The organism is Micromonospora sp. NPDC049081 (genome assembly GCF_040648835.1).
Taxonomy (GTDB): domain Bacteria; phylum Actinomycetota; class Actinomycetes; order Mycobacteriales; family Micromonosporaceae; genus Micromonospora; species Micromonospora antibiotica.
The window spans coordinates 209470-226080 of record NZ_JBEZEK010000006.1 but is presented as its reverse complement, the minus strand read 5'-3'; the positions used below and the strand labels follow the sequence as shown (position 1 = coordinate 226080).

15 protein-coding genes are annotated in these 16611 nt (G+C 73.8%); 12 read left to right on the top strand and 3 right to left on the bottom strand.

The features are described from left to right. Positions 1-80 precede the first annotated feature (80 nt). Positions 81-1658: a ricin-type beta-trefoil lectin domain protein gene (locus AB0B63_RS12480; protein ID WP_357017526.1), complete on the bottom strand. Its 1578-nt coding sequence runs from the start codon at positions 1656-1658 to the stop codon at positions 81-83. A gap of 235 nt (positions 1659-1893) precedes the next feature. On the opposite strand from AB0B63_RS12480, the gene AB0B63_RS12475 reads away from it, so the two are divergent. From AB0B63_RS12475 to AB0B63_RS12465, 3 genes are all read left to right on the top strand, one after another. Next, positions 1894-3555, top strand: coding sequence for a beta-1,3-glucanase family protein (locus AB0B63_RS12475; protein ID WP_357017523.1), 1662 nt, complete (start codon positions 1894-1896; stop codon positions 3553-3555). Positions 3556-3776: 221 nt separating this feature from the next. After that, positions 3777-4331: a sigma-70 family RNA polymerase sigma factor gene (locus tag AB0B63_RS12470; protein WP_208566204.1), complete on the top strand. Its 555-nt coding sequence runs from the start codon at positions 3777-3779 to the stop codon at positions 4329-4331. A 100-nt stretch (positions 4332-4431) separates the two neighbouring features. Then, positions 4432-5508, top strand: a complete 1077-nt coding sequence (locus AB0B63_RS12465) for a zf-HC2 domain-containing protein (protein WP_357017519.1) — start codon at positions 4432-4434, stop codon at positions 5506-5508. A gap of 138 nt (positions 5509-5646) precedes the next feature. On the opposite strand, the gene AB0B63_RS12460 is transcribed toward AB0B63_RS12465, so the two are convergent. Both AB0B63_RS12460 and AB0B63_RS12455 read right to left on the bottom strand, forming a co-directional pair. Continuing rightward, complete coding sequence (locus AB0B63_RS12460; RefSeq protein ID WP_357017516.1) at positions 5647-6084, bottom strand: DUF4913 domain-containing protein; 438 nt, start codon at positions 6082-6084, stop codon at positions 5647-5649. Positions 6085-6122: 38 nt separating this feature from the next. Further along, positions 6123-6926 carry a transglycosylase SLT domain-containing protein gene (locus tag AB0B63_RS12455; RefSeq protein WP_208566201.1) on the bottom strand — a complete coding sequence of 268 codons (804 nt, stop codon included), beginning with the start codon at positions 6924-6926 and terminating at the stop codon, positions 6123-6125. A 184-nt stretch (positions 6927-7110) separates the two neighbouring features. Between AB0B63_RS12455 and AB0B63_RS12450 the strand changes: the two genes are divergently transcribed. From AB0B63_RS12450 to AB0B63_RS12410, 9 genes are all read left to right on the top strand, one after another. After that, positions 7111-7644 carry a hypothetical protein gene (locus AB0B63_RS12450; protein WP_357017513.1) on the top strand — a complete coding sequence of 178 codons (534 nt, stop codon included), beginning with the start codon at positions 7111-7113 and terminating at the stop codon, positions 7642-7644. Continuing rightward, entirely contained in the window at positions 7641-7979 is a 339-nt protein-coding gene (locus tag AB0B63_RS12445; RefSeq protein WP_208566200.1) for a hypothetical protein, read from the top strand. The genes AB0B63_RS12450 and AB0B63_RS12445 overlap by 4 nt, the downstream gene beginning before the upstream one ends. Before the next feature lie 116 nt (positions 7980-8095). After that, on the top strand, positions 8096-8452 hold the full coding sequence (locus AB0B63_RS12440) for a hypothetical protein (protein ID WP_208566199.1): 357 nt from the start codon (positions 8096-8098) through the stop codon (positions 8450-8452). Continuing rightward, positions 8449-9159 carry a hypothetical protein gene (locus AB0B63_RS12435; protein ID WP_357017509.1) on the top strand — a complete coding sequence of 237 codons (711 nt, stop codon included), beginning with the start codon at positions 8449-8451 and terminating at the stop codon, positions 9157-9159. Before AB0B63_RS12440 ends, AB0B63_RS12435 begins: the two co-directional genes overlap by 4 nt. Further along, positions 9160-10338: a hypothetical protein gene (locus AB0B63_RS12430; RefSeq protein WP_208566197.1), complete on the top strand. Its 1179-nt coding sequence runs from the start codon at positions 9160-9162 to the stop codon at positions 10336-10338. Positions 10339-10404: 66 nt separating this feature from the next. Continuing rightward, on the top strand, positions 10405-11898 hold the full coding sequence (locus AB0B63_RS12425) for an SCO6880 family protein (RefSeq protein WP_219461381.1): 1494 nt from the start codon (positions 10405-10407) through the stop codon (positions 11896-11898). Then, a complete protein-coding gene (locus AB0B63_RS12420) occupies positions 11895-13631 on the top strand; it encodes an ATP/GTP-binding protein (RefSeq protein WP_357017504.1) in 1737 nt (578 codons plus the stop codon). The genes AB0B63_RS12425 and AB0B63_RS12420 overlap by 4 nt, the downstream gene beginning before the upstream one ends. A 5-nt stretch (positions 13632-13636) precedes the next feature. Beyond that, on the top strand, positions 13637-15421 hold the full coding sequence (locus AB0B63_RS12415; RefSeq protein WP_357017663.1) for a TraM recognition domain-containing protein: 1785 nt from the start codon (positions 13637-13639) through the stop codon (positions 15419-15421). Positions 15422-15484: 63 nt separating this feature from the next. Continuing rightward, positions 15485-16525, top strand: a complete 1041-nt coding sequence (locus AB0B63_RS12410; RefSeq protein WP_357017501.1) for a hypothetical protein — start codon at positions 15485-15487, stop codon at positions 16523-16525. Positions 16526-16611: the final 86 nt, after the last annotated feature.

Genomic DNA, 16611 nt, shown 5'->3' with positions numbered 1-16611 from the left:
GGCGGACCAGGTCGGTACGGCGGATGCCCGGTGGCCCACCCCCTGCGGGCGGGCCACCGGGCACCGGTGGTGCCGGCCAGCTAGCGCCGGGTGAAGGTCTGCTTGGGGTTGAACACGCAGATCCAGGACATCATCGGGGCACCCACCCCGTGGCCGTCGACGTCCAGGCACCGGTCGGTCTCCCGGTTGAACAGGGACGTGCGGTCGTTCTGCTTGATCCACTCCCACTTCTGGGCCGGATTGCCGCTGCACACGGCGACCTGCACGGGGGTGCCGTCCTTCTTCTCACCCCAGGCCACGTCGAGGCAGAGTCCGTTGGCCCGGACGGTGCCGTCGGATCGGAAGTCCCACCACTGCGACTTCTCCTCCCGACACTTGCTCAGCACGGCGCGTACCCCGTCGCTGGTGCCGGCGGTGACGCACAGCCCGGTCTCCTTGCCCACGAGTTGCTTCGTGCCGGCCGGCCGGGTCGGTGCCGGCGTGGGCTTCTTGCCCGGCGGGCTCGCGGGGGGCGTCGTCGGAGCGGCCGGGCTGCCGCTCGGGGTGGGCGACGGCGTCGGGCTCGGCGTGGGCGACGGACTGGGTGACGGCGACGCCGCCGCCCGGAGCCGGCTGTCGAGGGCGTAGTAGTCGGTGTGTTCCCGTACGGTCCGCAGGAACGCCTGCGTCCCGGCGTCGAGGTCCCCGCCGGACTGCCGGACGGCGGCGGGACCGTTGCGGTACGCGGCCAGCGCCAACAGCGACGGGTCGCCCTCCAGCCCCGACAGTTCCCGGTGCAGCCCGCACAGGGCGGCACCGGCCGCCGGGATCGCCGCCTGCGGGTCCCAGGCCGAGGTGTCGGTCGGGCCGTACGCCTGCCAGACCTCGGGGCGGAACTGTGCGACGCCCCGCTGACCCTCGGGGCCGAGCAGGTTGACGTCGAAGCCGGACAACGCCATCAGCTGCGCGGCGACCAGCGGGGGCGGGACCTCCGGGCAGACCGAGCCGGCCCGGACCACGAGCGCGGTGTAACCGCCGGGCACCGCCTTGGGCTGCTGGACTCCGCCCGACGGGCGGGGCTGACCGGAACCGCCGAACGCGGTCAGCTTGCCGTAGTAGGCGGCGTACCCGCTGGCCTGGTCGACGTACTCGACGGCGTCGGCGGGCACCCCCTTGGCGTCACGTACCTCGTCGAGGCCGGTGTGGAACGCGGCCAGGGACAGCCGCCAGGCCTCACCGGGCACGTTCGCCAGCCGGACCTGCCCGTTGAGGTCACACATGAGGTGCGCCAGGGCGAGGATGTTGGCGGCGGGATCCGAGCGTTCCGCACCGGGCCACGGCGCCCACGACTTCCAGGCGGCGGCATCGAGACCGGCGATGCCCTGACCACCGGAGGCGGTCCGGGTGGCCCGGCCGTCCAACCCTGATTCGGCCATCAGCTGACCGGCCAGCCGGGCCGGGGTGAGCGTCGGGCAGGACCGGGCGGCGGCCTGGATGGTCGTCAGGTGTTCCGTGGAGACGGGTCGACCGGTCAGGTCGTCGTCCCGGGCCGAGGCCGCGCCCCAGCCGATGGCGGCCACCACCGTGGACAGTACGGCCAGGCCGGCGACCAGGCCGGCAACGGTCCGACGGGGGATCGACCCCAGTCGGGAGCGTAAGGAGGGGTGATCGGATTTCACGGGAGGTGTCCCTTCCGGCGTGACGACATCGCTGTGGTGACGGACGCGCGATGTCCTTGGTTCACCGGGCTCGGATCGGATCGGGATGATTTTGGTCCGGTCGACATTGAACCGAGGGGGGTACCGGGCCGTCAACGTGGCTACCGCCGGGCCCGGCCGATGTCACACCGGGTGCCGGCGGCGATGGCCGTCGTCGATCGGAGCTGTGATGCTGACTCGCCGCAGGATACTCGGGATGGGACTTGCCGGCGCCGCCGTGGTCGGTGTGCCGCTGGTGGCCGCCCCGTTGATCTCCCGGGCGCGGGCCTCGGGCGGCCTGCCGTTGAACGTGGTGAACAGCACAGGCCGGTTCGCCAACTCGGCGATCCGGATGTACGTCGTCGGCACCCACGCGGAGACCGGCGCGATGGGCTACGTCCGGGAGAGTGGGACCTTCACGCCGGCCGACCCGGCGCACAACGGACCGGACGGCGTCGCCGACATCGGGGTGCCGCTGGCCGGCTCCGGCGTGACCCGGTTCGTCCTGCCGATGATGTCGGGCCGGATCTACTTCGCCATCGACGGTCACCTGAGGTTCACGGTCGTCACCGACGGCAACGGGCGGCCGGCGTTGCAGTACCCCGTCGGCTGGGTGGCGGACGACCCGAGCTTCGGGGTGCTGCACGACTGCTGCGAGTTCACATACAACGCGAGCGGGATGTTCTGCAACACCACCATGGTGGACATGTTCAGCATTCCGATGTCGATCCGGTTGCACGGCGACGTGGAGCAGGCCACCGGCAAGCTGGTCGACGGCGGCCGGGACGCGATCTTCGCCGAGCTGGCCCGCCAGCCCGGGTTCGAGCGGTTGGTGGTCGGCGACGGGTTGCGCGTCATCGCCCCCGGCAAGGGCATCGAGACGGGCCGCTTCGACCCGGGGTACCTCGACGGCTACATCGCCGAGACCTGGGACCGCTACAGCCGCTCCGAGCTGCGCGTCAGAGGTCCGTTGGGCAGCTACCGGGGGCGGGTGGTCGACGGGCGGTTGACCTTCGACGACGGGGCGCGGTCGTTCGACCGGCCCTCGACGTTGAACGTGTTCCACTGCGACGGGGCGCTCGCCGCGCCCAACGACGGGCACTACGGGCCGGTGGCGGCGATCATCGGGGCCGGGTTGAACCGGTCGGTGCTCGACCAGCCCGACCAGCCGACCACCAACCGGGACGCCTACTACCAGCACCCGGTGACCAACCACTACGCCCGGGTGCTGCACCGGCACAGCGCCGACGGCCGGGCGTACGGTTTCCCCTTCGACGACGTGGCCGACGACGCGTCGTACATCCAGGACACCGCACCGCACGAGGTGACGGTCACCCTGACCCCCTTCGGCGCCGGTCCGGGGGAGGCCCCGCCACAGCAGGCCGGCGGCCCGGTGGTCGTCGAGCGGGCACCGGCCGTCGGCGAGCCGGCACCGGTGGTCGTCGAGCCGGCCCCGGTCGTCGTCGCCGGGCAGCGGGGCGTGGGCCAGGAGATCGCGGCGGCGGGCTTCGACCGGCAGCAGGGCGTCCGGACGGAACCGTCCAGCGAGGGCGGCGAGCACCTGGGGTTCCTCGCCCACGGCGACTGGGCCGGCTACCGGGGGGTCGACTTCGGCCGTGAGCCGGCGACGCAGTTCCAGCTGCGGGTGGCCTCCGGTGCCCCGCAGGGGGTGTCGGGTCTGATCGAGGTACGCCTCGACGCCCCGGGCCTGCCACCGGTGGGCAGCATCGCGGTGGCCGGCACCGGTGGTTGGCAGAGCTGGGTCACCGTGCCGGGCAACCTCGCCCCGGTGACCGGTGTGCACGACGTCTACCTGACCTTCGCCAGTGGGCAACCCGAGGAGTTCGTCAACGTCCGCTGGCTGCGTTTCACCCGATGAGCCCGGCCACCCTCCTCACCCCCGTGGCGCATCCCGACCGGTGCGTCGGGGCCACGGCGTCCACCACCCTGCACCGACGGTTCCGACCGGCCACACGATGGCCTGGTGGACCGTCCGATGAGCACGGTTATGCTCTCTTCCTAGGCGGGCTCGACGTCGAGACGACGGCGCGGCCGTACGGGCACGACCCGTACGTCAGGGGGAGGCGTTCTGTGTCGGCGGTGCCCAACGAAGCGCCTGGGGTGACCGGCGACGCGGCGACCGAACGGGCCTCCCCCGAGGCCCTGATGCGGGCGATCCACGAGCAGTACCGGGGGCCGCTGCTGCGGTTCCTCACCCGGTTGGTCCTCGGTCGGCAGGAACTCGCCGAGGACCTGGTCCAGGAGACGTTCCTACGCACCTGGCGCAACCTGGAGACCCTGGCCGAGGACCCGCGTCGGATCGCACCGTGGCTCTACACGGTCGCCCGGCACGTGGCCATCGACGCGATGCGCGCCCGGCAGTCCCGCCCGCCCGAGGTGGCCATCCCCGACCTCAACCGGCTCGCCTCGGCCGAGGACGAGATGGACCGGGTGGTCAGCACCCACACGGTGCGGCTGGCGCTGCAACAGATCAAACCGGAGCACCGCGAGGTGCTGGTCGAGATGTACTACAAGGGTTCGTCGGTCGCCGAAGCCGCGCAGCGACTGGGCATCCCGGAGGGTACGGTAAAGTCCAGGACGTACTATGCGGTGCGCGCGCTGCACGCAGCGATCGGCCCGACCGAGTCCTCCTGATGACGCGACGTGTCGATCTCCCGTTCGACCCCCCGGACGCTCACCGTCCCGGGGGTCGTCACACCGTCATCGGTGTCTCCGGGTCGAAAAGGAGGGCGTGATGCGCACCGGCGGCGAACACCCCACCGCTGAGCACTCCGCCCTGGCCCTCTATCTGCTCGGCGCGCTCGACGATACCGACCGGGTCGCCTTCGAGGCCCACCTGGCCGGGTGCGGGGAGTGCCTGTCCGCAGCCGGTGAGATGGGCAGCGTGACCAGCGCCCTCGGCGGGTTGGCCGCCGCCGACTGGGACGACCTGGGTGGCCTGCCGGAGTTCGCGCCACCGGCGGAGTTCCTCCCGCCGGCCGGCCACACACCCGCCCCGGGCCTCGCCCCACCGGCCGGGCCGCCGCCGGCTGCCGACCCCGACGTGCCGGCGGCGTCCGCCCCGGTAGTGGTGCCGAGGCAGCCGGTGCCCGACGCTGTGCCCGACCCACCGACCCGCGCCTCCGACCCACCCAGCGCCGCCGACCCAGCGCTCCGCACCAGCGATGCACCCCGCGCGGGTGAGCCCGTCGCCACCGTCACCGGTGCGGACCCGGGCGCCGGGGTGACCCCGCCGAGGGCAGCGGATGAACCGGCCGGGACAGCCCGGCGTGGCGCTCGTCGGGGCACCGGTCCGCGTGCCGACGCCGGCAGTCCGGTCCGGAACCGGCCGTCGGGGAACCGCCCCGGTGGGGACCGACCGGGGTCGGCGTCCGCAACGGGTGGCACCCGGCCGGATTCGGCCCGGCGTCGTCGGATGCTGTTCTGGGGTGGGGTGGCCGCCGCCCTGGTGGCCGTCGTCCTGGCCGGTGGCGTCGCGGCCGTCACCGGGTTCGGTGGCCATAGCGCAGTGGTGCTCACCGCGACCGGCGAGGCCCCGGCCCAGGGGGTGAGCCTCTCGGTGGCGATCACCACCGACGAGGGGCGCGGCTCCACCATCCGGATCACCGCCACCGGGCTCCGTCAGGGCCTGCGGTACCGGCTGTTCGCGGTGACCCGCGACGGCGTCACGCACGTGGTGCGGGACTGGACCGCCTCGACCGGGCCGCAGGAGGTGACCGGCGAGTTGTCGCTGCCGGTCGCCGACCTGGCCTTCGTCACCGTGGGCCTGGTGGACGGCACCGCCGTCGTCACCGCACCGATCTCCCGCTGAGCCGGCCGGTCTCACGCTGAGCCGACCGGTCTCCCGCTGAGCCGGCCGGTCTCCCCGGCCGGCCGGGGAGACCGGATGCGGCGACGTCGCGGGTGGATCGCGGACGAGACCCCGCCCTCGTCGTCGGGCCACCGTCGGTCAGTACGGGTCGGTGTGCGGGACATCCTTGGCCCGGTGTGCTCCCGCCTTGCACCCGGCGAACGGCCCGGCCGGGCTACGCAGACTGTTCAGCACCGGTTCCAGATAGTCGCGGTGCCAGTTCGCCGGGCCGCACAGCCCGGCGTCGGGCCCGGTGAGTTCCTGCCAGGCGAGCCACAGGCCGTGCAACTGCGCCACCGCCTCGGGGTGCTGCCACCACCGCCCACACCACGGCGCGGTCGAGGACGCCTCCCGCGCGTAGATCGGGACGAGCAACAGCCGGACCCAGTTGCTGAGCAGCTCCAGCTCCTCGGCGTACTCCTCGTCGCGCAGGTAGAGGATGAACGGCGAGGTCGGCGGCGCGTCGCCCGGCGGTGTGTCGTCGCCGGGGGGCTGTTGCCGCCCGGCGGGGCGTTGGTCCTGCGGGGTCACCGTCATCGGAACTCCTCATCGGTCGGTCAGCGGGTCGGTCGGGGTCAGTCGCCGGTCGGCGACGCGCTGGGGGAGGCGGTCGGCGGGAACGACGGCGGTGGGCCGCCGAGCCCCTGGTACTTCGCGAACAGGGACCGGACCTGCGCCAGGTAGAGCTGCGCCGCGTTGGTCGAGGGCACACCGCCGGACCGGCGTACCTCGTCGATGCCGACGGCGTACGCGGCGAGCGTCAGGTCGAGCACCTCACCGATCGCCTGGCCGTCGTCGATGAGGGCCTGAGCCTGCCCGGCCAGGGCGCAGACGTGCTTGGCCTGTGCCGCGATCGAGTCCTCCTCGTCGGTCGCGTCGGTGTCGCCGTCGTCGTCGGTGTCCTCGCCGTACCGGGTGAAGACCGCGGGCGGGAGCTGGGAGATGCCCTTCTCCCCGTTCGCGCCGACCTTCGCCGGGTCCCATCCGGAGGCCACCTCGATCTGCGCGGCGATCACCACGGGCCCGATCTGGGTGCAGGCCTTCCCGGCGTCCTCGATGCTGTCCACCAGGCCCTCGGGCACCTGGTCGGGGTCGAGGGTCCCCTTGCCGTCGCCCTGCGCGGCGGCCAACGAGTCGTCGGCGACGCTGACCGGGTCGGCCGACCCACCGCCGCCCCCGAAGAACAGGATCAACGCGACCAGCGGGGCCAGCAGCACGCCCAGCGCGCCGATCACGAAGACGGCGGCCGCGCCGACGACCCCGACCACCGGCGTGGCCAGGCAGCTCAGCCCGGCCGCGACGGCCGCGCCGATCAGGGCCGCGCTGCTGCGGTTGGACCCTTGCGTCGGCTCCGCGCCGTCGTTGTCGGACGTTGCCATGTCGCCTCCCAGGCTGCTCACCATCGCGGTGGAAAAAGTTGGTCCCCGGCGTGAACCGGGGGGCGGGAGCCCCCGTAGAGGCGTCCGTCGACTGCCCGGCCCGCCGTGATGACGGGACCGGACCCGGGGTGGTTCAACCGGGACGCCGACGAACTGGAGCGACATTTGGCGAGGAGGTGGGTGCATGGGGTCCGCGACGATGAGCGACCCGGCATCGCGGATGTCACCGGGGCCGTTGTCCGCCCGGACCGGTCCCGGGCCGGTCGTGTCGCCCCGGCGGTCGCTGTCCGAGGCGGGGCTGGGCTGGATCGCGGCGCACGGTGGTGCCGGCGCGACGACGCTCACCCGGCTCTTCGGCGGCACCGACCTGGGCTGCCGGTGGCCGGACGCGGCGCGGGCGGAGCCGGCCACGGTGATGCTGGTCGGCCGGACCGACGCCGAGGGGATGCGGGCGGTGTCCCGGGCGCTCAACGCCCTGCGGGAGGGACGTCACCCGCCCGGGATGCGGCTGGCCGGCCTGGTGCTGCTGGCCGACGCCCCGGGCCGGTTGCCGCCGGTGCTGGCCCGCCGGATCCGGGTGTTGCGGTCGGTCGCGCCGGTGCACCGGGTGCCGTGGATACCCGCCTGGCGGCTGGGCCAGCAGCCCGCCCGGATGCCCAAGCCCCTGGAACGGCTCCGGGCGGCGACCGGCCTGGCCAGGGACGGGAGTCCGTCATGACCGTCGGGTACGGCGTGGACCGGCTCGCCGGCCACCTCCTGGCGTTCGGCCCGGGGGCGGCGCCCTCCCCGTTGCCGAGCCTCAAACCCCCGCCGCCGTACAACCCGGCGGGTGGTGCGGCCGACGACCTGCTGAACCTGCTCGCCTGGGGGGTCAGCGCGGCCGGTGTCGCCGGGCTGCTCATCCTCGGCATCTCGATGGCCATCCAACTCAACCGGGGCGTTCCCGGGGAGATGAGCGACCACTTCCGTGGGGCGGTGTTCGTCGCGATGGGCTGCGTGCTCGGCGCGACCGCCGGACCACTCGTCATGTTCTTCGGTGACCTCGGACTCTGAGCCGGATCGCCGCCGGTCGGACAGCGCACCCCGCACTGCCGGCCCGTTCCACCCCGTCACCGCCGGAGCGTCGTCGACGCCTCCGGTGATGCCACCTGCCCGAAGGAGCTGTTCCGATGTCGTTCACGAGCCTGTCCCAGTACGCCGCCGCCTACCTGGTCGCCCGCCTCCCGGCCCTTGAGCCGGCGCCGAGCGGTGGCGGGATCAACCCGACCCCCAACGCCCCGGGGCAGCTGACCACCCTGGTGAACAAGCTGCTGGGCCTGATCGCCTGGGCCGGCACCGCCGCCGGGGTGGCCGGGGTGCTGATCACCGGCACGATGATGGCGATCTCGGTGAAGCGGGGCGAGAGTTCCGAGCACATGTCCCGGCTCGGTCTGGTGCTCGGTGGCTGCATCCTGGTCGCCGTCGCGGGCCCGCTGGCGAACTTCTTCCTCGGCGGTGCCGGCACCACCGCAGGCCAGCCGCAGTGACCGGCGGGCGCGGCCGGTCCCCGGCGGACCCGCCGTTCTGGACCGAGCGCGGCTGGATCCTCTCGGTGGCGTTCCTCGCCGGCATGGCGCTGCTGGCGGCGGGGGCCTGGATGTCCGGGTCGGCCCGGGAGACCCCGGCCGACCCGGTGGCCCGTGACGCCGCCGCCCAGGTGGCGCAGTGTCCGCCCCGGACGGTGGTCGCGGCGGGGCCGGCGGTGCCGCCGGACGACGTGGCGTGGCGGACCCTCGACGGTGGGGACCGGGTGCCGGTCTCCGCGACCCAGGGACCGTCGCGTACCGCCGACGGGGTGTTGGGCTGCTTCGCGCACACCCCGATCGGTGCGGTGCTGGCGGCACACGCCGTGCCCACCCAACTGGCCGGGGCCACCTGGCGGACGGTGGCCGACCGGCAGGTGGTGCCGGGACCGGGCCGGGACGTGCTGGTGGCCCGGCTGGGGGCCGCCGCCGGGGTCGTCACCAGCCGTGGCGGGGGCAGCTACGCCGGCTTCGCCCTCGCCCGGTACGCGGCCGACACGGCCCGGGTGCAACTACTGGTCAAGACCGGTGCCGGCGGCTACGTGGCGACCCTGGTCGAGCTGCGTTGGGACGCCGGGGACTGGAAGGTGGCGCCGTCGCGGGCCGGGGTGGTGCACGCCTCGCTGGGCACGGTCACCGGCAGCGCCGGCTACACACTCTGGAGGAAGTAGATGGGCGGGTGTTCGCCTCCCAATCCCCTGGACATCATCACCGGCTTCTTCTCGTTCCTCGGTGACCCGATCGGCACCCTGGTCCGGATGATCGCCAACCTGATGCTGGCCGCCGCGATCTCCATCTTCGCCGAGTTGAGCGTCTCGGTGCCGACGCTGGGCACCACGACCGAGGGCGGCCCGGACGACGTGCCGAGCCTGATCAGCGACCAGATCGAGTGGGTCGTGACCTATCTCGCGATCGGGTCGGTGCTGTTCGCCGCCGCGCGGATGGCGATGGAACGCAAGGGCACCGCCGGGCGGACCGCGTTGCAGGGCTTCCTGCGGGTCATCCTGGTCGCCGGGGCCGGCTCGTGGGTGGTGGGCCGGGCGGCCAGCCTCTCCGACGGTTTCTCCGACCACCTGCTCAGGTCCGCGGCGATGGAAGTGATCATGGGGGTGCCCTGTGTGGACAACGGCTCCTCCATCGAGTCGTTCCTGCTGCTGGTGCTGGCCTTCCTGCTGCTGATCGCCGCCATCGTGCACGTGCTGATGCTCTACCTGCGGCTGGGCGTGATGACCATCATGCTCGGCACCCTGCCGCTGGCCGCCGCCGCGTCGATGACGAACTGGGGGGCCGGCTGGTGGCGCAAGCACATCGGCTGGACGATCGCCTGGCTGCTCTACAAGCCCGCCGTCGGTCTGATCATGTTCTCCGGGGCGGAGATGCTCGCCGTCGGCAGCCGTACCCAGAACTCCTCGCACATCCGCATCGCCGGCATCGGCGTCCTGCTGCTGTCGGCGGTCGCCCTACCGGCGCTGCTCAAGATCGTGGTGCCGGCCACGGCGGCGCTGGGCACCGGCGACCCGACCGGGACCGCCGTGTCGGCCGCCGGCGGCATGGTCGCCTCCGGCGCGAAGCGGGTCGCGGGGTCCGCCCTGTCCTCGGGCGGTGGGGGTGGCGGCGCCCCGTCCGGGGCCCGCGGACCGCAGGGTCGCCGGGGTGACACCGGCGGACAGGGCCCAGCCGGCCGTACCGGCGGCACCGGTGGCGGCAGCGCAGCCGCCGCAGGCTCCGCGGCCCGGCTGGCCGGACCGGTCGGGGTCGCGATCGACGGGGCGCAACGGGCGGCCCGGACCGGTCGGAACATGGCGGCCGGCACGGTGTCGGGCGCGGACGGCGACGCCGGCCACAACTGACAGCGCGGACCACCGCCGACCGGACGACCCGGTCGGGCGGCGGTCCGGTGAGACGAGGGAGAGGCAATGACGACCGAAGCCGTCATCGAACCGACGTACGGCAACTGGCGTCGGCCCCGCCGGGCCGGGCTGGGCCCACTCGGCCTGGTCGGCACCGTCGGGGTGTTCGGCGGGCTGGTGCTGGTGCTGCTGGCCTCGCTGGCGTCGCTGCAGGCGGCGTTCGTGGTCGGCGTGCCGCTCGTGGTGGCCCTGCTGCCGATGGCCGTACGCACCCAGGACGGCCGTAACCTGTACCAGCTCCTGGCGTTGCGGATCGGCTGGTCGCGTCGGGTGTCCCGCCGGGAGCACCTGTACGTCTCGGGGCCGCTCTCGGCCCGACCGGGTGGCCGCTTCCCCCCGCCCGGCCTGCTCAGCGGGGTGCTCGCCCGGGAGGGCCGGGACGCCTACGACCGACCGTTCGGGGTGCTGCACCACAAGAGCCGCAACCTATACACGATCGTGCTGCGGTGTGAGCCCGACGGCGGTTCGCTGGTCGACCCGGAGCAGGTCGACACGTGGGTGTCGCTGTGGGGCGAGTGGCTGTCCCGGCTCGCCCACGAACCGGGGCTGCGCGGGGCGTCGGTGGTGGTGGAGACCGCCCCGGACCCGGGGACCCGGCTCGCGGCGGAGGTGCTGCCCCGGCTGGACGCCGCCGCCCCCGCCGCCGCCCGTGCGGTGCTGGAGGAGGTGGTCGAGGACTACCCGTCGGCGTCGTCGGAGATGAACTCGTACATCACCCTCACCTACGCCCCGGTGGGTGGGCCACGGCGGGATCCGGAGGACGTGGTCACCGACCTGGCCATCCGGGTGCCGAGCCTGCTGACCGGGCTGATCGGTGCCGGTGGGGGTGTCGCCGAGCCGCTGACCGCCGAGCAGATCGCCGAGGTGGTCCGGGTGGCGTACGACCCGGCCTGCGCGGCCGAGGTGCTCAGCGTCCGCGCCGAGCACGGGCGGACCGGGCTGGAGTGGGCCGACTGCGGGCCGGTCGCCGCGGTCGAGTCGGTGGACGCCTACCAGCACGACTCCGGGGTGTCCCGGACCTGGCTGCTCACCCTGGCCCCCCGGGGCACGGTGCGCTCCAGTGTGCTGCGCACCATGCTCGACGCCTCCGCCGGGACCCGCCGTAAGCGGGTGGCGTTGCTCTACCGGCCGATCGACCCGGCGACCTCGGCCCGGATCGTCGAGGCGGACCGCCGCACGGCGCAGTTCATGGCCACCTCCGGGCGGGGCATGGTGCAGGCGCGGGCCGCCGCCGAGGTACGCGCCGCCGAGCAGGCCGCCGCCGAGGAGGCCACCGGGGCGGGGCTGGTGGAGTTCTCGCTGATGCTGACCGTCACCGTCGACGACCGGTCCCAGCTCGACGACGCGTCGGTGCTGGTGCGCAACATGACCGGGGCCACCCGGATCGCGATGCGGCCGGCCCACCGGATGCAGGCGGCGGCGTTCACCTGCACCCTGCCGACCGGAATCCTTCCGTGGGAGCAGACCGTGCTGCCACACGAACTTCAGGAGGCGATGTGAGCGGCGCACCGGTCGTCCGCGCGGACGGGCTCGGGGCGGGTTGGCCGGTCGGGACCTCGGGGGCGCGGACCGCGCTGGCCGGGGTGGTCGGCGACCCGGACGACGAGGCCCCCGTCGCGCCGAAGAAGACCCGACCGGCCCGGCCCCGCCGTGAGCTGCCCCCCTCGGCCCGGGGCTGGGAGGGGCCCGGCGGTGGCCGGGTCGGCTACCTGGACGCGCCCACCATGTGGCGGGCCACCACCGTGCAGGCGTGCGGGCTGTGGCCGTTCTCGGCCGGCTCGGGGGCGCCGATGTCCGGGGTGCCGCTCGGCCAGCACCTGTTCACCGGCGCCACGGTCTGCGGTGATCCGATCTCCTGGTTCACCCGGGCCCGCTACATCTCCAATCCGTCGCTGTTCATGCTGGGCATGCCCGGCCTGGGCAAGTCGACCCTGATCAACCGGATGGCGGTGGGTCTGGCCGCGACCGGGGTGGTGCCGCTGGTGCTCGGCGACCTCAAGCCGGACTACGCCGACACGGTCCGCGCGCTCGGCGGTCAGGTGATCCCGATCGGGCGCGGCGTCGGCGGGATCAACGTGCTGGACCCGGGGGCGATGGGGTTGGCCGCCGAACGCATCGGCGGCCGGGCCGGCCGGGCGCTGGCCGCCGAGACGCACGGCCGGGTGCTGAACATGGTGGCGGCGCTGCTGACCATCGTGCGCGGCCGGGCGCTGGACGACCACGAGCAGTCGGTGCTCTCCGCCTGTCTGCGGCACCTGCGGGAACGCACCCCGCAGGGCCGGGCCCCGCTGCTGCCGGACCTGCTGCGGGTGTTGGAGGAGGGGCCCGACCGGGTCCGGGCGGTGACCCTGGACCGGGGTCAGGAGAGCCGCTACCGGGACGCGGTGGACCCGCTGCACCGGTCGCTGCTGGGCATCCTCGACGGCGCGTTGGGTGACACCTTCGGCTCGTCCACCTCCACCCGGATCGACCCGGACGCCCCCGCCGTGTGCATCGACATCTCCCGGATCGGGGAGTCCGACACCCAGCTCACCGCGGCGGCGATGCTGGCGGCATGGTCCGAGGGCCTGGGCACGGTCGCCGCGTCGCACGCGATGGCCGACGCCGGGCTGGCCCCGCGCCGCTGGTTCTTCACCATCCTCGACGAGCTGTGGCGGCCGCTGCGGGCGGCCTCCGGCATCGTCGACCGGATCGACGCGCTGACCCGGCTCAACCGGTCGCTCGGCCTCGGCGATGCCAAGATCACCCACACCCTCAAGGACGCCGAGGCGTTGGGCTCCGACGCCGACCGGGCCAAGGCGCGCGGTTTCGTGGAACGGGCCGGGATCGTCGCCTGCGCCGGGCTGCCGGCGGCGGAGATGACCGACCTGGGTCGGGTGATCGGCCTGTCCAAACGGGAGATCGAGCTGGTCTCCTCCTGGTCGTCGCCGCCGGGCTGGGCGAGCACCGGCAGCAACGAGGAACCACCGGGGCGGGGCCGGTTCCTGATCAAGGTGGGTGGCCGGCCCGGCATCCCGATCCGGGTGTCCATCACCGACACCGAGCGCCGGCTGCACGACACCAACCAGCGCTGGGTGCAGAACGGGTACGCCGCCCAGCAGGCCGCCGAGCGGGCGGCGGCCCGGCAGGCGGCCTTCGAGGTCGAGGCGGAGCTGGGCAACCTGGCCACCCGGCCGGAGCTGGCCCACCTCGCCGACCAGGTCGCCGCCGGTGAGCGGGGGTGGCACGCGTGAGCCGCATGTCGTCGGGCTCGCCCCGGGGCGCGGACCTGTTCTTCTGGGCGTTCTGCCTGGTGGTCCTCGCCAATGCGGCACTGTTCACGGTCGCCTGGCTGGGCGGCACCCTGGGTGCCGGGGTGACCGGCCACGGCTGGCAGACGCCGCCGTTCACGCTCGGCGCGTACTTCATGGTGATCTCCGGTGCGGCCGGCGCGCTCTGGCCCGGGGCGTCACCGTACGCGCTCTACTCCGGGATGCTCGTGGTGGCGCTGCTGGTGGTGGTGCCGGCGGTGCTCGTCGGTCGTCGGCTGCTCGACCTGCGCGGGCGCGGCGTCGGGCTGGCCCGGGTGCGTGACCTGGCCCCGCTGACGCCCACCGGGATCGCGGCCCGGGCCCGGGAGCTGCGTCCCTCGCTGGCCGGGGTGCGGCAACTCGCCCCGGACGACACCGGCAACCTGCTCGGTGACCTGGCGCCCAACGGCCCGGAGCTGCGCTCTTCCTTCGAGGACGTGGAGCTGGACCTGATGGCCCCCCGGGCCGGCAAGTCCACCGGCATCGCGGTGCCCCGGGTGCTGCGGGCCCGGGGCGCGGTGCTGCTCACCTCCAACAAGTCCGACGTGTACGCGGTGACCCGGGCCGAGCGGGAACGTGTCGGTACGGTGTGGACCTTCGACCCGCAGGGCATCGCCCACGTTCCCCGCCGGATGTGGTGGGACATCCTCGCCGACTGCGTCACCATCGAGGGGGCCCGCCGGTTGGCCGGGCACTTCGTGGCGTCGGTCAACGACGACACCGCCAAGAAGGACTTCTGGATCTCGGCGGCGCAGAACACCCTGACCGCGCTCTTCCTGGCCGCCGCCCGGGGCCGGGCCCCCGTCGCCGAGCTGCTCGGCTGGCTGGCCGACCCGGCCGACCGTACCCCGATCGACCTGCTCCGCGACGCGGGTATGGCGGCGATGGCCGAGCAGTTGCAGGGCACCGTACGCGGGGCGGTGGAGACCCGCGACGGCATCTACGAGACGGCCCGGCAGTGCGTGGCGTGCCTGCTCGACCCGGAGATCCTGGCCTGGGTCTCCCCGGACCCGTACCTGCCGCAGTTCCGCCCGGACCGGCACGTGCTCGGCCGGGACACCCTCTTCCTGCTGTCCAAGGACGGCGGCGGTTCCGCCGCCGGGGTGATCGCCGGCCTGGCCGACGCGACCCTGCGGGCGGGGGTGGTCGCCGCCGAACGGATGGGCGGCCGGCTCGACCCGCCGATGACGGCGGTGCTGGACGAGGCGGCGAACGTGTGCCGGATCTCCGACCTGCCGGACCTCTACTCGCACCTGGGATCGCGGGGGATCAACGTGGTCACCCTGTTGCAGAGCTACCGGCAGGGGTCCCGGGTCTGGGGGGAGGCCGGGATGGACGCGCTGTGGGGCGCCGCCACCATCAAGCTGCTCGGCGCGGGCCTCGACGACGCCGACTTCGTGGAGAAGGTCTCCAAGCTGGTCGGCCAGCACGACGTCAGCACGGTGAGCGTCTCCCGCAGCCGGGACGGTTCGTCGCGGTCCACCTCGTACCGGCAGGAACACGTGCTGCCGCCGGACCGGATCCGGGCCCTGCCGAAGGGGACCGCGCTGCTGCTCGCCACCGGCATCCGGCCGGCGGTGATCACGCTGCGGCCCTGGTACAAGGAGCCGGACGCGGGGCGGATCTCGGCGCAGGCCCGGCAGGAGGTCGCGGCTATCACCGAGCGGGCCGCCGGCAAGGCCACCGCGACGCCGTGGCAGGCGAACTGGCGAGAAACCCCGGCCGCCGGCTGAACCGGGACGCCGGGCCGGTCGTAATGAGCGTGTCAACCGCTGGTCGAGCATCAAGGAGCCCAGGTGTCCTCACCCCATCAGCCACCACCGGGCGGGAGCGGAAGTCCCACCGGCAGCGAGAGCTACAGCGTCCACTACCCGCCCACCCCGACCGAGTCCGAGCCGCAGGTGGTCTACTCGCCGAGCGTCTACAGCCAGGTCAGCTACACCCCGGGCGTCTACACCCCCAGCAACTACAGCCAGGTCAGTTACACCCCGGGCGCCTACACGCCGAGCAACTACAGCCAGGGCGCCCCGAGCACCTCGTCGGTGCAGTCGGGCTACGGCCAGTACACCGCCGACGACTACCGGGCCGAGGTGGGCCAGCCGTACAGCACGTCGACCTCCTCGGGCCGCAGCAGCCCCGGCCCGGGAGACTCGATCAGCGTCGAGTGGAGCGAGAGCGAGACCAGCCGGCACTCCCTGGACAGCCGCAACCGGGTGATGACCTGGGCTCAGCAGGCCAGCAGGTGGGTCTACGAGAACGACGAGAAGATCGTCAACTTCGTGTCGATGGTCGCGTCGCCCGGGGTGCAGGGTGCCGCCGGGCTGCGGGGCAACGCGGTGGCCAACAGCGTGGGCCTGGCCCTGGCCGCCGGCCCCGGCATGTACGTGGTGGGCAAGGAGGTGGTCAACTCGCTGCGCAACGGCCAGCAGGGTGACCTGGTCCGGGCCGCCTACGGCGCGGTGGCCGCCGCCGGCGCCATCACCTGGGGCGTCGGCTACGCGCCGGGCCAGGACACCACGGCTGGCAACTCGGGGGCCATCGTGCACGGGGTGGGCTCCGCGTTCATGGTCACCCGGGGTCCCCGGGAACAGCCGGGGCGTTCCCGGCAGGACACGGAGGCCCGGGGGGACGTCGCCGACACCGCGAGTTCGCACCGCAGGGGCGGGGCCACCTCCCGTAACCACACCTCCCGCACCCACACCTCGCGGACCAGCGGCCGCGACAGCGGCTCGTCGCACGAGCCGGTGAGCCGGCGCAACGGGTCCGATCGCACCCGTGACCAGCACCGGCGGGGCGGCGGTGGCAACAGCGGTGGTGGCGGGGGTGTCGTCCGGTAGGTCACGCCTGCCGTGACCGTCCAGGTCGGGGTGCCGCCGCGTCCAGGGACGTGGACCGGCGGCACCCCGACGGCGTGGTGGGTGGG

What these genes read in the sequence shown, in the direction of transcription:
- AB0B63_RS12475 (WP_357017523.1), top strand. Translation starts at nt 1,894, where the DNA reads ATGGGACTTGCCGGCGCCGCCGTGGTCGGTGTGCCGCTGGTGGCCGCC.
- AB0B63_RS12465 (WP_357017519.1), top strand. Translation starts at nt 4,432, where the DNA reads ATGCGCACCGGCGGCGAACACCCCACCGCTGAGCACTCCGCCCTGGCC.
- AB0B63_RS12460 (WP_357017516.1), bottom strand. Translation starts at nt 6,084, where the DNA reads ATGACGGTGACCCCGCAGGACCAACGCCCCGCCGGGCGGCAACAGCCC.
- AB0B63_RS12455 (WP_208566201.1), bottom strand. Translation starts at nt 6,926, where the DNA reads ATGGCAACGTCCGACAACGACGGCGCGGAGCCGACGCAAGGGTCCAAC.
- AB0B63_RS12450 (WP_357017513.1), top strand. Translation starts at nt 7,111, where the DNA reads ATGGGGTCCGCGACGATGAGCGACCCGGCATCGCGGATGTCACCGGGG.
- AB0B63_RS12445 (WP_208566200.1), top strand. Translation starts at nt 7,641, where the DNA reads ATGACCGTCGGGTACGGCGTGGACCGGCTCGCCGGCCACCTCCTGGCG.
- AB0B63_RS12440 (WP_208566199.1), top strand. Translation starts at nt 8,096, where the DNA reads ATGTCGTTCACGAGCCTGTCCCAGTACGCCGCCGCCTACCTGGTCGCC.
- AB0B63_RS12430 (WP_208566197.1), top strand. Translation starts at nt 9,160, where the DNA reads ATGGGCGGGTGTTCGCCTCCCAATCCCCTGGACATCATCACCGGCTTC.
- AB0B63_RS12425 (WP_219461381.1), top strand. Translation starts at nt 10,405, where the DNA reads ATGACGACCGAAGCCGTCATCGAACCGACGTACGGCAACTGGCGTCGG.
- AB0B63_RS12415 (WP_357017663.1), top strand. Translation starts at nt 13,637, where the DNA reads ATGTCGTCGGGCTCGCCCCGGGGCGCGGACCTGTTCTTCTGGGCGTTC.